The sequence below is a fragment of the Rathayibacter sp. AY1E2 genome, assembly GCF_002932325.1.
Taxonomy (GTDB): Bacteria; Actinomycetota; Actinomycetes; order Actinomycetales; family Microbacteriaceae; genus Rathayibacter.
In genome coordinates this window covers 123,301-138,230 of the sequence record NZ_PSVO01000002.1, presented here as the reverse complement: position 1 = coordinate 138,230, position 14,930 = coordinate 123,301, and the positions used below count along the sequence as shown (strand labels likewise).

The following is a 14,930-nucleotide window of genomic DNA, read 5'->3' as shown; positions in this document are numbered from 1 at the left end:
CGGGGGCTCACGGTCGGGGCTGTCCGGCGAACCAGAGCAGCGGCGGGTCGGCGGGCCGCAGGCCGAGACGCTGCGGCGAGGAGTGGAGGGGGAGTGCCGGGGCGTCCAGAGCGTGCGCGGCGCCGAAGTCGAGCGGCGGACCGGCGAGCCCGTCCGCCGCTCCGATCGTGCATCCCCGGAGTGCGGCGGCGACCGCCGAGGGTGCCCTGCTGCCTGCGACGGCCGCGGCTCGCACGAGCGCCACGACGGCGTCGTGGCTGGGGGCGTCCGCGACCGCGGCGAGATCGCGGAACGCGCGGTCGCCGAGGAGGGTCGCCCGCGCGGCATCGTCGGCGGTCATCCGTACGGCCCCCAGAAACGCGGAGGCCGCGCGTCCGCGCTCGTCGCCGCGGAGGGCGACCGCGTCGCCGGAATCCGTGCCGATCGTCGTCAGATCTCCCGAGAGGGTGCCTCCGGCCGCGGCCAGGGCGGGAGCGAAGGCGGGGCTCAGCGCGTCGGGCGTGAGCAGGATCGGGACGGACGCCCCCGCCGCCTGCAGAGCGGCGACCGCCGTCGCCTGCGCCGCGGCGGGGCCGGACACGACGACGCGCTCGACCGCCAGCTCGCCCTCGAGGTGCGGGCGGGCGGCGGTGATGATCACGTCCGCGGTGGCGCCGGGATCGGCCGTCACCGTCGCGGCGGGCGAGAGACCGGTCGGGGTGCCTCCACCGGTGTCGACGAGGAGTACCCGGGCGCCTCCGCCGGCCTCCTCCACGAGTGCCGCGTCGGCCGAGGCGGTGTCGGGTCCGAGGGACCAGACGCCGTCGCCGGGCAGGGCGGGGCCGCCTCCGTACGGGAGGACGGCCGCTGTCCCCGCGGCCCGAGCGGCGTCCACGGCCGCAGCGGTGTGGGTGCCGTGGGTCGCGAGGACGAGGCCGGACACGCCCTGCCCCGTCAGCTCCTCGACGGCGGCGCGGGCACCCTCGGGCGTCCCGTGGTCGTCGACGGCGACGAGACCGATCTCGCAGCCGCCCATCGCTGACCGGTGCGCGGCGACGACGGCGCCGTTCGCCGCGTCCTTCCATTCCGCGCCCTCGCCCGGAGCCGAGCTGAGCGAGACCACCACCCCGAGCGTCATCCGCTCGGGCACCCGGGCGCACGAGAAGCCGACAGGCAGAGCGGCGACCTCCGTCATCGGAGCCGACTGCGGGGGCAGGAAGGAGACGAGGGCACCGCTGACGCCGAGGAGGGCGACGGCGCCGCCGACCAGCATCGTGGTCCGTCGGGCGGTGCGGGGGTGCTGCGCCGCGCGCCTGCCCAGGCGGGTCATCGCTCGTCCCCGATCCGGAAGGAGTAGACCGTCCGGGTCCGCGTGCCCTCGGGCAGGTCGAGGTGGAACGCGGGAAGCTCATCCCCGGCGCGGAGGGAGGCCCGCTCCTGGGCCTGCGCCAGCAGGATGCCCGAGACGTCCTCGGACCGCACCGCGGCGTAGCCCCGTGCGCTCTGCGAGGCGAGGGCGAGCTGCACGTCGGCGGTGCCGACCTTCGCGGCACTCGTGGTCATCGATCCGAGCAGGCCGGAGCCGCCGACCGTCCGGTCGCCGAGGTCCAGGAGCATTTTGTGCAGATCGGCTGCGAGGAGCGCGGCGGCCGCGTCGGTGTCGCGGGTCGAGGCGTCGATCGTCGTCGCGATGCCGGCCAGGGAGGCGCGCGTCCGCTCGGAGACGGCCCCGCCGATCCGGGCCTCCGCGGTGCGGAGAGCCCGGTGCCCGGCGTCCACCGTCGCCGCACCGTCGGAGCGGATGCCGGAGGAGGCCGTGCGCAGACTCGAGACCGACCGGTCGAACATCGCGACGACCGCGTCGGCGTCGGCGCCGGAGCGCGTCGAGATCCGCCGCACCTGCTCGTCGAGGAGTGCGGTGACCGCGGATGCGGCGGCCGTGTCCGCCTCGGCGAACGCCTTCTGGATCGCCGGTGCGAGAGCGTCCTGCTGGGCACCGAGAGCGTCGATGCGGGTGCCGAGTGCGTCGCGCTGAGCGGTCAGCGCGTCGACGCCGGTGCGGAGGGAGGCGAGCAGGCCGGTGAGGCGCGTGTCGTCCGAGCCGGCCGTCGCGCCGGCCTCGGCCACGCCTCCGCGGACCGTGGCGAGCGCGGCGCGCAGGGCGGCGAGGTCGGCACTAGCGCCGGTGCTGCCGACGGTGGAGGCGACGGCGGTCCACGCGTGGACCTGGTCGCTCAGCCGGTCGGCCAGGGGGGCCGGATAGCCGTCGGGAGCGTCGAGGCGGCCCGCGCCGGAGCAGGGCGTCGCGGTCAGGTAGGCGCGGAGCTGCTCGACGGAGCCCCGCGTCACCTCCACGGGTGCGCGCGTCGGACGCCCGGTCGGCGTGGGTGCGGCAGCAGGGGACTGTGTCGCCGGCGACAGCTCGCAGAGCCGGTCGGCCAGCTCCTGGTTCTGCGCCGACAGCGACCCCGCACTGGTCGGCGTGCCGAGCTCGTCCAGGGCCGTCGTGGCGGCGGCGCCGACCGAGGCGACCGTCGTCTCCAGGCCCGCGGTGTCCGCGTCGAGCCCGTCCAGCGTCGCCGACAGGGCGGCGAGCGCTTGGGTGACGGATCCCTCCGGGTCGGCCAGGGTGTCCACCGAGGCCGACGCGGCGTCCACCCTGCTCGCGAGGGCGGCGAACCCGGCCTGCACGCCGTCCATCAGCTCCGGCTGCAGGGAGTCGACGAGGTCCTGCCCGCGATCGAGCATCCCGAGCAGCACGGTGTCGACGGCGGCTCCGGAGGCGGCGAGGGAGCAGGTGGTCGAGGGTGCCGTGCAGGTCTCGGCGGAGGGCTGTGCCGGCCCCGCGGCAGCACGGACAGCCGCGACGACCTCGTCGCGGCAGGACTCGGCCGCCGTCCCGTACGCGTCGAGCTCGGCCGTGAGCCGCAGCAGCTCGGAGTGAATCGAGCCGGAGCGGCCGCCGTCGACGGCGACTCCGCATCCGCTGCCCGAGACCGTCGGCGGCGGCACCGCGGCCGATGTGTCGCCCAGCAGGGTGTCCACCGCGTCGATCGCCTCGGACAGCTGCGCCAGCAGGCCGGACTCGGTGCCCGAGACCGTCGACGACAGCTGCGCCCGGAGCGCGCCGAGCTGCCCGGAGAGGCTCTGCATCGAGGCCGCCGTCGAGGCGGCGCCGGCCCGCAGCTCCTCGGCCGTGCGGACACCGAGAGTCTCGGAGGTCGCGTCGAGCGAGGCCCGCACCTCGGCGACGGTGGTGCCGGCCTGGGTCAGCAGGTCGTCCACCGCGGTGACGACCTCGATCGTGCGGCGCTCGAGGGCGAGCGGCGAGGCGTCGGAGGAGTCGAACGCGGCGCCCAGCGCCCCCTCGGTGGTCGGGTCGGTGCTCAGGCCGGGCTGGACCGCCAGGTCGAAGGCGGGGACGGCGAAGTCGGCGACGTCGGCGACGAGGGTCAGCGTCGCCGTCGCGCCACCGGCCGGGGGAGCGAGGAGAGCGGCCCACTGCACGACGGCGTCTCCGTGCTCGTCACGGCTGAGCACGCCGTTGGTGACGGCACCCGACTCGCTCTCGGTGACGACGCGACTCGGCGGGACGCCCGGCAGGACCGCGGAGGCTGCGATCGTCAGCGGAGCGCCGACGAGTGCACTGCGGCGGGCTGCACGACCGGCCGCGTCGAACGCGACCTCCTCGGGCCGGACCGTCAGGTTCTCCACCGCGAGCGAGATCTCGATCCGACCCGAGCGCCCGGCGAGGTCGGCCGGATCGGTGCCCGAGGCGTCGGCGGTGCGCCACGAGGGCCGGACACGGACCGGCAGGTCGGCGGCGACCTCGGGGGGATCGTAGACGGTGGTGGTCGCCGAGGTGTCGGACGGGTCGTCGCCGACGGCGAGGGCCGTCCCCTCGATCGCACGGACACCCCCGTCGGTCGAGACGGCGACGGACACCGCCTGCAGCACCCTGGCGGCGGTGAGCGCCGGCTCCGGTGGCGTGCAGCCCGCCAGTACAGCGGCCACGACCGCGATCGCCGCTCCGGCCGTCGTCCTGCGAGCATTCGAGCGCACCCTGACCACCCCTCGTCCCGACGGGGCACCGGGCGGTGCCGCTCACGTCGACATGAGAGATGCTCGCAGATGAGCGGTACTCCTCGAGCCGCTGGCGCGCGATGACCCGCACAGCGCGCCCCGGGGTCAGACGAGCTTCAGCTTCTTGCGGAGCGCCTGCACGTGCCCGGTCGCCCGGACGCCGTACTGCGCGAACTCGAGCGCTCCCTCGGCTCCGACGACGAACGTCGAGCGCAGCACGCCGACGACGGTCTTGCCGTAGAGGCTCTTCTCGCCCCACACCGCGTACGCGCGGTGCACGGTCATGTCGGGGTCGCTCAGCAGCGGGTACGCGATGCCCTGGGCGTCGGCCCAGCGGCGCAGCGCCTCCGGAGCGTCCCGCGAGATCCCGAGGACCTCGTAGCCGGAGTCGCGGAGGGACGCCGCGTTGTCGCGGAAATCGCAGGCCTCCGTGGTGCAGCCGGGGGTGTCGGCCTCGGGGTAGAAGAACAGGATGACGCGCCGTCCGCGGTAGTCCGCGAGCGAGACGGGCTCGCCGTCCTGGTTCGGCAGCGTGAACTCCGGAGCGGAGTCGCCCGCGGCGAGGCGCGCCTCGGCGGGGAGGGGGGAGAGGTCGGTCATCGTCTGCTTCCGTCGGTCGTGGCGAAGGTGGTCAGGAGGCGCTGGAGCGAGTCGAGGCGCTCCGGTCCGCTGGCGCCCAGCAGTCCGCCCTCGACCGCCTCGATGATGGCGCAGTCGGGGGAGTCGGGCAGGTGCGTGCAGCCGCGCGGGCAGTCCCGGGCGATCACGGCGAGGGTCGTGAACGCACCGAGGATGTTGTCGGTGTTCACGTGGCCGAGTCCGAACGAGCGGACGCCGGGGGTGTCGATGACCCAGCCGTGCCGGTCGCCGCGCTCCACGCGGAGCGAGACGGTGGAGGACGAGGTGTGCCGACCGCGGCCCGTCACGGTGTTCACGCGCCCGATGGCCCGGTGCGCGTCCGGGACGAGCTTGTTCACGAGGGTGGACTTGCCGACTCCGGAGTGCCCGACGACCACGGTCTCGTGGCCGAGGAGGGCGTCGGCGATCTCGTCGACCGGCGGCTCGTCCTGGCTCGAGAGGAACACGCGGAGGTCGAGCCCCTCGAAGTTGCGGAGGAACGGGGCCGGGTCCGCGAGGTCGGTCTTGGTGATGCAGAGCATCGGAGTGATCCCGGCGTCGAAGGCGGCGACCAGGTAGCGGTCGACCAGCCGGGTCCGGGGCTCGGGGTCGGCGGCGGCCACCACGCAGAGCATCTGGTCGGCGTTGGCGACGATCACGCGCTCGATCGCGTCGGTGTCGTCGGCGCTGCGGCGGAGGAGGGTCGACCGCTCGCGGATGCGGACGATGCGGGCGAGCGTCCCCTCGTCGCCGCTGGAGTCCCCGACCACGTCGACGCGGTCGCCGGCCACGATCGCCTGGCGCCGCAGCTCGCGGGCCCGGGCCGCCGTGAACTCGTGCTCCTCGGGCGTCCCGTCGCCGATCATCACCGTGTAGCGACCCCGGTCGACGCCGAGCACCATCGCGATCTCGGCGTCCTCGTAGGCGGGCCTGTTCTTGGTCCGGGGCTTCGTGCCCTTCGGGTTCGGGCGCACCCGCGCGTCCGACTCGTCGTACCCGTCGAAGTCGTCGAGAGCACCGTCGGCGTCGAGGCCGCTGTCCGTCCACCACGACACGGGTCAGACCGATCCGGCGAGGGTCGTCCACAGCTCCGGGAACTGCGGGAGGGTCTTCGCTGTCGTCGCGACGTCCTCGATCACCACTCCGGGGACCACGAGGCCGATCAGAGCGCCGGCGTGGGCCATGCGGTGGTCGGAGTAGGTGCGCCAGCGGCCGCCGTGGAGCTCGGCCGGCTCGATGCGCAGACCGTCCTCGAGCTCCGTGACCCGGCCGCCGAGGCCGGTGATCTCGGCGGCGAGGGCGGCGAGGCGGTCCGTCTCGTGGTGGCGGATGTGGCCGATCCCGGTCAGGGTGCTGGGAGTGGAGGCCAGCGCGGCGAGGGCGGCGAGGGCGGGGGCGAGCTCGCCTCCCTCCGACAGGTCGAGGTCCACGCCCAGGATCTCGTCGCCGCCGGTGACCACGAGGTCCTCGCCGTCGCGCTCGACGCGGGCGCCGAACAGCGGCAGGATCCGCTCGAGGTGCGCCCCGACCTGCGTGGTGACGGCCGGCCAATGGCGAAGCCGGACGCGGCCGCCCGTGACGAGGGCCGCAGCGAGGAACGGCGCGGCGTTCGAGAGGTCGGGCTCGATCAGCACGTCAACGCCGGCGATGGGCTGCGGCGCGACGGTCCACTCGCCGTCGGCGGGCGTGCCGACCTCGACGCCCCGTGCCGCTAGTGCGGCGACGGTCATGTCGATGTGGGGCCGGGAGGGGACGGCGCTGCCCTCGTGGCGCAGGTGCAGTCCCTCCTCGAAGCGGGCGCCGGCCAGCAGGAGCGCCGAGACGAACTGGCTCGACCGCGAGGCGTCGACGACGACGTCGCCGCCCCGGACGGCCCCGGAGCCGTGGACGGTGAAGGGGAGCGCGCCGCGGCCGTCGTCGGCGACGTCGACGCCGAGCGCGCGGAGGGAGGCGATCGTCGCCCCCATCGGCCGCTTCGCCGCGTACGCGTCGCCGTCGAAGGTGGTGGGGCCGAGCGCGAGGCCGGCCAGCGGCGGGACGAAGCGCATCACGGTGCCCGCGAGCCCGCAGTCGATCGTGGTCGAGCCGAGCAGCTCCTCCGCGGGCTCCACGACCAGGTCGGCGCCGAAGCCGCCGGTCGAGCCGGACTCCCGGATCGTGGTGCCGAGCGAGCGCAGCGCCTCGATCATCAGGGCGCTGTCGCGGGAGTGCAGCGGCGCCCGCAGCGTGGAGGGCCCGTCGGCCAGAGCGGCGAGCACCAGCTCCCGGTTGGTCAGCGACTTGGAGCCGGGCAGGCCGACCTCGGCGTCGAGAGCGCCGGCCGCGAGGGGTGCGGGCCAGGCGTCGTCGCCGGGGAGCGCACGGGCGTCGCCGTACGGATCGAACTCGGGAGCGGAATAACGCGAGAAGACCATCGGTTGTCAGGATAGTCGGCGCGCAGGGCGTCGTCAGGAGCGTGACGGAGGCGGAGCATGACGGCAGCACCCCCGGTCCTCCGGAGCAGCAGGCCCGTCGCCCGGAGGCGCCCTCGCGCCGCAACCCCGGTCGTCCGCCGCGCCGCCGCTCTAGAATCGCTCGTGATGACTCGCGACGACGAACCCCGCACCACCCCCGCCGACGAGGCTCCCGAGCCCGCCGACGCGGAGCAGACGATCGTGGAGACCGTCGAGGAGTCGCTGGACGACGCCCCGGTCGAGGCTCCCGTCGATCTCCGCTCCCTCTTCGAGCAGCAGGCGCTGCCCTTCATCGACCAGCTCTACGCGGCCGGTCTGCGGATGACGAAGAACCCCTCCGACGCGCAGGACCTCGTGCAGGAGACGTTCGCGAAGGCCTTCGGCGCGTTCCGCCAGTTCGAGCAGGGAACCAACCTGAAGGCCTGGCTCTACCGCATCCTCACGAACACGTTCATCAACTCGTACCGCAAGAAGCAGCGCGAGCCCTATCAGAGCGCGATCGACGAGCTCGAGGACTGGCAGCTGGGCGGCGCCGAGTCGACCACGGCCACCTCCAGCCGCTCGGCCGAGGCGGAGGCGATCGACCACCTCCCCGACACCGCGGTGAAGGAGGCGCTCCAGGCGATCCCGGAGGACTTCCGGCTCGCCGTCTACTTCGCCGATGTCGAAGGCTTCTCCTACCAGGAGATCGCGGACATCATGAAGACCCCCGTCGGGACCGTCATGAGCCGGCTGCACCGCGGCCGGCGCATGCTGCGCGAACGACTCACCGACTACGCACGCGAGCGCGGATTCCGCGCCGCATTCACTTCCGGGAGCACGAAATGACCGACAGCGGCTGCACGAAGGCGAAGGCCGAGCTCGAGGAGTACCTCCACAACGAGCTGTGCAAGGAGGACGCCGCCGACATCCGCGAGCACATGGCGGGATGCGTCGACTGCGCCGACGAGGCGAAGGTCGGCGTGGTGCTCACGGTCGCCGTGCAGCGGGCGTGCAAGGAGACGGCGCCGGAGGACCTCCGCGCCCAGGTGCTCGGCATGCTCCGCGACGAGCACGCCGCGCACTCGCAGGCGCCCGCCCGCCTCTAGGCGCCGCACGACCCGGGGAGCCCCGGCCGTTCGAGACCTCCCGCGCACCGCGGGCCCTCGAGGGGCCGGGGCTCCGTCGTGTCCGGCGGCCTCCGGTCGCCGCTGGACCTGCGGGCCTGCGGTCAGGCACGGTCCGCCCGCAACGCGGTCGGGCCCGCCGGAACACGAGGTTCCGACGGGTCCGACCGCGTCGTGCGGACCGCGGGTCAGCGGGTGAGCGCCCGCGACAGCAGGTCGGCCTGCTCGGCGGCGTGCCGCTTGGCCGAGCCGGCCGCGGGGGAGGCCGCGGACGGCCGCGAGACCACGCGCATGGACCGGCCCAGCTTCGGAGCGACCTCGAGGGCCATGAACGGCCAGGCGCCCTGGTTCTCGGGCTCGTCCTGCACCCAGACGAGCTCCGCGTCCGGGTAGCGCTCGGCGATGCCGCGCAGCTCCTCGATCGGCGCCGGGTAGTACTGCTCGACCCGGACCAGCGCGATGCCGTCGTCGGGCTTCTTCTCGAGCTCCGCCTTGAGGTCGTAGTGGACCTTGCCGGCGTGGAGCAGGACGCGCTTCACGGCGGAGGCGTCCTGGATCCGCGCGTCGTCGATCACCGGCTGGAAGCGGCCCGAGGTGAAGTCCTCGACCGGGCTCGAGGCTCCGCGCAGGCGCAGCATCGCCTTCGGGGTGAAGACGATCAGCGGGCGGCGGGGCCGGGAGTAGGCCTGGCGGCGCAGCAGGTGGAAGTAGGACGCCGGCGTCGACGGGCGCGCGACGGTCATGTTCCGCTCCGCGCACATCTGCAGGTAGCGCTCGATCCGGGCCGACGAGTGGTCGGGGCCCTGGCCCTCGTAGCCGTGCGGGAGCAGGAGCACGAGCGACGAGCGCTGGCCCCACTTCTGCTCGGCGGAGGAGATGAACTCGTCGATCACGATCTGGGCGCCGTTCGCGAAGTCGCCGAACTGCGCCTCCCACAGCACGAGCGAGTCGGGCCGCTCCACCGAGTAGCCGTACTCGAACGCCATCGCCGCGTACTCCGAGAGCAGCGAGTCGTAGATCCAGAGCCGGGCCTGCTGCTCGGACAGGTTCATCAGCGGCAGCCATTCCTGGCCGTTCTCGCGGTCGTGGAGGACCGCGTGGCGCTGGACGAAGGTCCCGCGGCGCGTGTCCTGGCCGACGAGGCGCACCGGGGTGTCCTCGAGCAGCAGCGAGCCGAGCGCGAGCAGCTCGCCGAAGGCCCAGTCGATGGAGCCGGAGCGGCTCATCTCCTGGCGCTTCGCCAGCAGCTGCTGGAGCTTGGGGTGCACGGTGAAGCCCTCGGGCGGCGTCGTGAACGCGTCGCCGATGCGGGTGACGACCTCGGTCTTCACGCCGGTCACCTCGGGCTCGCCCGGGTAGTCCTCGCCCTGCTGCGCGTCGGGCAGCTCGAGGTCGGCCACGGAGTCGCCGTCGGCGGTGATCACGGGGATCGCGCCGGTCTGCGCGGCGTGGGTCTCGGCGAACGCGCGCTCCAGGCGGTCCTGGAAGTCCTGGTGGGCGCGGTCGTACTCCTCCTCGGTGATGTCGCCGCGGCCGACGAGCGCCTCGGTGTACAGCTTGCGGACCGAGCGCTTGGCCTCGATCAGGCTGTACATCAGCGGCTGGGTCATCGAGGGGTCGTCGCCCTCGTTGTGCCCGCGCCGGCGGTAGCAGATCAGGTCGATGACCACGTCGCGGTGGAACCGCTGGCGGTACTCGAACGCGAGCTGCCCGACGTGGACGACCGCCTCGGGGTCGTCGCCGTTCACGTGGAAGATCGGCGCCTGGATCGTCTTCGCGCCGTCGGTCGAGTAGATCGAGGTGCGGGCCTCGTGAGGGGGAGTCGTGAACCCGACCTGGTTGTTGATGTTGATGTGGATCGTGCCGCCGGTGCGGTACGCGCGCAGCTGCGACATCTGCAGGGTCTCGACCACCACGCCCTGGCCCGCCATCGCGGCGTCGCCGTGGACGAGGATCGGCAGCGTGGTGAAGGTGCCGATGGGCTTGCGGTCCTGCTTGGCGCGGACGATGCCCTCGAGCACGCCGTTCACGGCCTCGAGGTGCGAGGGGTTCGCCGCCAGGTAGACCGGGATCTCCTCGCCCGCAGCGCCGCGGAAGGTGCCCTCGGTGCCGAGGTGGTACTTCACGTCTCCGGAGCCCTGGACCGTGCGCGGGTCCTGGGTGCCCTCGAACTCGCGGAAGATCTGACCGTAGGTCTTGCCGGCGATGTTGGTCAGCACGTTCAGGCGGCCGCGGTGGGCCATGCCGATCGCCACCTCGTCGAGGTGCTCGTCGGCCGCGCCCTGCAGGACGGCGTCGAGCAGCGCGATGAGCGACTCCCCGCCCTCGAGCGAGAAGCGCTTCTGGCCCACGTACTTGGTCTGCAGGAAGGTCTCGAAGGCCTCGGCCTCGTTGAGCTTGCCCAGGATGCGCAGCTGCTCGTCGTGGCCCGGCTTCTCGTAGCCGCGCTCGAGCTTCTGCTGCATCCAGGCGCGCTGCTCCGGGTCCTGGATGTGCATGTACTCGACGCCGACGGTGCGGCAGTACGAGTCGCGGAGGATCCCGAGGATGTCGCGCAGCTTGAGCTGGCGCTTGCCGCCGAAGCCGTCCGTGACGAACTCGCGGTCGAGGTCCCAGAACGTGAGGCCGTGGCTCTCGATGGCGAGGTCGGGGTGCGAGCGCTGCACGTACTCCAGCGGGTCGACGTCGGCCATCAGGTGCCCGCGGACGCGGAACGAGTTGATGAGCTCCTGCACGCGGGCGGTCTTGGAGACGCGCTCGGCGAGGTCGACGGCGATGTCCGTGGACCAGTGGATCGGGTCGTAGGGGATGCGCAGCGCGGCGAAGATGTCCTCGTAGAAGCCGCGGCCGCCGAGCAGGAGCTCGTGCACGATCTTGAGGAACTCGCCCGAGCCGGCGCCCTGGATGACGCGGTGGTCGTAGGTCGAGGTCAGGGTGATGGTCTTGCCGATGCCCAGTTCGACCAGCGTCTTCTCGGACGCGCCCTGGAACTCCGCCGGGTACTCGAGGGCGCCGGCGCCGATGATGCAGCCCTGGCCCTTCATCAGGCGGGGGACGGAGTGGACCGTGCCGATGCCGCCGGGGTTTGTCAGCGAGAGCGTGGTGCCCGCGAAGTCGCCGGCGACGAGCTTGTTGCCGCGCGCGCGCTTGACCAGGTCCTCGTAGGCCGAGAGGTAGGCGGTGAAGCTCAGCGTGTCGGCGCGCTTGATGCTCGGCACGAGCAGGGCGCGCGTGCCGTCGGGCTTCGGCATGTCGATCGCGATGCCGAGGTTGACGTGCGCCGGGGCGACGACCGCGGGCTTGCCGTCGACCTCGTCGTAGAACACGTTCTGGCTCGGGAAGTCCTTGAGCGCGCGGATGAGCGCCCAGCCGATCAGGTGCGTGAACGAGACCTTGCCGCCGCGGGTGCGGCGCAGGTGGTTGTTGATGACGATGCGGTTGTCGATCATCAGCTTCGCCGGGATCGTGCGGACGCTCGTCGCGGTGGGGATGCTGAGGCTGGCGTCCATGTTGGTCGCGAGGCTCTTCGCCATGCCGCGGAGCGGGGTGACGACGTCCTCGTCCGGCGTCGAGTCCTCGGCGGAGGGCTTGGTCACCGGAGCGTCGGCCGGGATCGGCTGCGCCTTCGGCTGCTTCGACGTGGTGCGGGAGGCGGGGGTCGACTCGGTGGAGGAGGCCGCGGCGGGATGGGTCACGGCGCCTCCGCCGCTCGACGAGACGCGCTCGGCGGCAGCGGCGGGCTTCGAGGCGGCGGGCGCGGGGGCCGCGGCGGGAGCCGGAGCCGGAGCGTCCTTGCCGGAGTTCGCGAGCTGGGCGCCGTAGCGCTCCAGGATGGGCCACCAGGACTCGTCCACCGAGGCGCGGTCGGCGCTGTACTGCTCGTACAGCTCCTCCACGAGCCACTCGTTGGCTCCGAAGTCCTCCGCGCCCTGCTCTGTTCCTGCTCCGGTCAACTGGCTCGACACAGCCGATCGCCCACTCTCTCCGTTGATTCGTCCTCGATCATCCGGACGGGCCCGTCGCATCCCTCGGCGCCTGCCACCGCGGCGGAGGAGGTCGTCCTCGCACCAGCGGGAACCGGTGCCGTCGCCTGGTCCCGTCCCGGTCGCCAAGCCTAGCCCCGTTCCCTGCACGGCCGACCCGGGGCCGCGCCGGAGTAGCGTTTCCCCCATGCGTTTCTCCGGCGGAACACCCTCAGGCGACCTCACCTACTCGGACGTCTTCCTCGTCCCCGGCCGCTCGTCGGTGACGAGCCGCCTCGACGTCTCGCTCGCCCCGGGCGACGGCACCGGGGCGACGATCCCCGTCGTCTCCTCCAACATGAACTCGGTCACCGGTCAGCGCCTCGCAGCGACGCTCGCGCGCCGGGGCGGGCTCGGCGTCCTCCCGCAGGACATGCCCCTGCAGGCGCTGGACGCCGCGATCCGCTGGGTGAAGCGCCAGCCGGTCGCCTTCTCCGGCGCCCTCACCGCTTCGCCGGCGACGACCGTGGAGGAGGCGCTGCGCATCCTGCCGGCCGTCGCCGGCCACGGCTTCGTGGTGCAGGAGGAGGGCGGCGCGATCCTCGGCTGCGTCCCGGCCGCGCGCCTGGCGACCGCGCTGCCGGACGCGCGTCTGGGCGACCTGGTGCACTCCGCCACGCCCTCGATCGACGCCGACGACGTGCCCACCGCGCGGGCCGCCTTCGACCTCATGGTGGCCGCCGACCTCGACTTCGCCCCGGTGCTGCACCACGGCGCCCTGGTCGGCACGCTGTCGCGCACCGGCGCCCTCCGCTCCACCGTCTACGACCCGGCGCTCGACGCGGACGGGCGTCTGCGCGTCGCGGCGGCGATCGGCATCAACGGCGACGTCGAGGCGAAGGCGCGCGCGCTCGTCTCCGCGGGCGTCGACGTCCTCGTCCTCGACACCGCGCACGGCCACCAGGAGGGGATGCTCCGGGCGCTCCGGACGGTCTCCGCGCTCGATCTCGGAGTGCCGATCGCGGCGGGCAACGTCGTCACGGCCGACGCGGTGCACGACCTCGTCGACGCGGGAGCGGACATCCTCAAGGTCGGCGTCGGCCCCGGCGCGATGTGCACCACCCGGATGATGACCGCGGTCGGCCGCCCGCAGTTCTCGGCCGTCCTCGAGACGGCCGAGCGCGCACACGAGCTGGGTGCTCACGTCTGGGCGGACGGCGGGGTGCGCTACCCGCGCGACGTCGCCCTCGCGCTGGCCGCGGGCGCCGCCTCCGTGATGATCGGCTCCTGGTTCGCCGGCACGATCGAGGCGCCGGGGGAGCTGCGCAGCGACGCGGCCGGCCGGGTCTACAAGGAGAGCTGGGGCATGGCCTCGGCCAAGGCGGTGCAGGAGCGCTTCGACCGCCTCGACGCCTACGAGCTCGCCCGCAAGCGCCTCTTCGCCGAGGGCATCTCCTCCTCCACCATCTACCTCGACCCGTTGCGGCCCTCGGTCGAGGACCTGCTCGACATGATCACCTCGGGGGTCCGCTCGTCCTTCACCTACGCCGGCGCCCGGAGCGTGGCCGACTTCCACGAGCGGGCGCACGTGGGCCTGCAGTCGGCCGCGGGCTACGAGGAGGGCAAGGCGCTGCCGGTCAGCTGGTGAGCGGGCGCCGCGTGCTAGAACCGAGCCCATGACCATCGTCGACAACGCCGTGTACGTCGACGGCCGCCGCATCCGGAACCCCGACTCGCTCGAGGACACCTTCGAGCTGATGCGCGACGAGCACGGCATGGCCTGGATCGGCCTCTACCGCCCGACGCGCGAGGAGGTCGAGGCGGTCGCCGAGGAGTTCGGGCTGCACCCGCTCGCCGTCGAGGACGCGCTCAGCGGGCACCAGCGGGCCAAGCTCGAGCGCTACGACGACGGGCTCTTCGTCGTGCTGCGGCCGGCGCGCTACGCGGACGCCGCCGAGACGGTCGTCTTCGGCGAGCTGCACGTCTTCGTCGGCCCCGACTTCGTGGTCACCATCCGGCACGCCGACTCCCCGGACCTCGCCCGCGTGCGCCGCCGCCTGGAGGAGGATCCGGCCCTCCTCGCCCGCGGGCCCGAAGCGGTGCTCTACGCGATCCTTGACCAGGTCGTCGACGAGTACGCGCCGGTGGTGTTCGGCGTCCAGGGCGACGTGGACGAGATCGAGGACCAGCTCTTCGGCGACGACTCCGACGACGGGCTCTCCGAGCGCATCTACCGGCTCTCGCGCGAGGTCATCCACTTCCAGCGCTCGGTGCAGCCGCTGACCGCCCTGCTGCACGAGCTGCTGCAGGAGTCGACGCCCGTGGAGGGGGAGCCCTCGCCCTCGCCGGAGCGGATCGAGCTGCGCCGCTCCCTCCGCGACGTGCTCGACCACACCATCCGCGTGACGGAGGCGGTCGACTCCCTGCGCGCGATCCTCGACAAGGCGCTCACGGTGCACTCGACGCTCGTCTCGCGCCGGCAGACCGAGACCGGGCTCGCCCAGAACGACGTGGTCCGCAAGATCTCCTCGTGGGCGGCGATCCTCTTCGCCCCGACGCTCGTGGCCGGCATCTACGGGATGAACTTCGACGACATGCCGGAGCTGCACTGGCGGCTCGGCTACCCCTGGGCGCTGGGCCTGATGGTGCTGTTCGGCTTCGCGCTCTACGCGGTGTTCAAGCGGAAGAAGTGGCTCTGAGCCGCGGCATCGGAGCACGCCCGGCGGCGC

At 73.3% G+C, this 14,930-nt stretch carries 10 protein-coding genes; 4 read left to right on the top strand and 6 right to left on the bottom strand.

The annotated features are described in order from the left end of the window. Positions 1 to 7: 7 nt before the first annotated feature. From C5C49_RS02710 to aroA, 5 genes are all read right to left on the bottom strand, one after another. Positions 8 to 1,309 carry an ABC transporter substrate-binding protein gene (locus C5C49_RS02710; RefSeq protein WP_104345356.1) on the bottom strand — a complete coding sequence of 434 codons (1,302 nt, stop codon included), beginning with the start codon at positions 1,307 to 1,309 and terminating at the stop codon, positions 8 to 10. Beyond that, entirely contained in the window at positions 1,306 to 4,041 is a 2,736-nt protein-coding gene (locus tag C5C49_RS02705; RefSeq protein WP_146084822.1) for a hypothetical protein, read from the bottom strand. The genes C5C49_RS02710 and C5C49_RS02705 overlap by 4 nt, the downstream gene beginning before the upstream one ends. A 126-nt stretch (positions 4,042 to 4,167) precedes the next feature. Continuing rightward, positions 4,168 to 4,662 (bottom strand): thioredoxin-dependent thiol peroxidase, encoded by a 495-nt coding sequence (gene bcp / locus C5C49_RS02700; RefSeq protein WP_104232788.1) that lies wholly within the window; start codon positions 4,660 to 4,662, stop codon positions 4,168 to 4,170. After that, positions 4,659 to 5,735 carry a ribosome small subunit-dependent GTPase A gene (gene rsgA, locus C5C49_RS02695; RefSeq protein WP_104224119.1) on the bottom strand — a complete coding sequence of 359 codons (1,077 nt, stop codon included), beginning with the start codon at positions 5,733 to 5,735 and terminating at the stop codon, positions 4,659 to 4,661. Before rsgA ends, bcp begins: the two co-directional genes overlap by 4 nt. 3 nt (positions 5,736 to 5,738) lie before the next feature. Further along, positions 5,739 to 7,094, bottom strand: coding sequence for a 3-phosphoshikimate 1-carboxyvinyltransferase (gene aroA, locus C5C49_RS02690; RefSeq protein WP_104345354.1), 1,356 nt, complete (start codon positions 7,092 to 7,094; stop codon positions 5,739 to 5,741). A 165-nt stretch (positions 7,095 to 7,259) separates the two neighbouring features. Between aroA and C5C49_RS02685 the strand changes: the two genes are divergently transcribed. Then, complete coding sequence (locus C5C49_RS02685) at positions 7,260 to 7,961, top strand: sigma-70 family RNA polymerase sigma factor (protein ID WP_104224117.1); 702 nt, start codon at positions 7,260 to 7,262, stop codon at positions 7,959 to 7,961. Then, positions 7,958 to 8,221 carry a zf-HC2 domain-containing protein gene (locus C5C49_RS02680; protein ID WP_104224116.1) on the top strand — a complete coding sequence of 88 codons (264 nt, stop codon included), beginning with the start codon at positions 7,958 to 7,960 and terminating at the stop codon, positions 8,219 to 8,221. The genes C5C49_RS02685 and C5C49_RS02680 overlap by 4 nt, the downstream gene beginning before the upstream one ends. A 206-nt stretch (positions 8,222 to 8,427) precedes the next feature. Here the strand turns inward: C5C49_RS02680 and C5C49_RS02675 are convergent, their stop codons facing one another. Then, entirely contained in the window at positions 8,428 to 12,204 is a 3,777-nt protein-coding gene (locus C5C49_RS02675; RefSeq protein ID WP_181135690.1) for a multifunctional oxoglutarate decarboxylase/oxoglutarate dehydrogenase thiamine pyrophosphate-binding subunit/dihydrolipoyllysine-residue succinyltransferase subunit, read from the bottom strand. A 205-nt stretch (positions 12,205 to 12,409) separates the two neighbouring features. Here C5C49_RS02675 and C5C49_RS02670 point away from each other — a divergent pair, with 205 nt between their 5' ends. Beyond that, the gene (locus C5C49_RS02670) at positions 12,410 to 13,849 is read left to right on the top strand and encodes a GuaB1 family IMP dehydrogenase-related protein (RefSeq protein ID WP_104246650.1); all 1,440 of its coding nucleotides are present in this window, start codon (positions 12,410 to 12,412) and stop codon (positions 13,847 to 13,849) included. A 28-nt stretch (positions 13,850 to 13,877) separates the two neighbouring features. Further along, positions 13,878 to 14,900 (top strand): magnesium/cobalt transporter CorA, encoded by a 1,023-nt coding sequence (gene corA, locus C5C49_RS02665; RefSeq protein WP_104224113.1) that lies wholly within the window; start codon positions 13,878 to 13,880, stop codon positions 14,898 to 14,900. Positions 14,901 to 14,930: the final 30 nt, after the last annotated feature.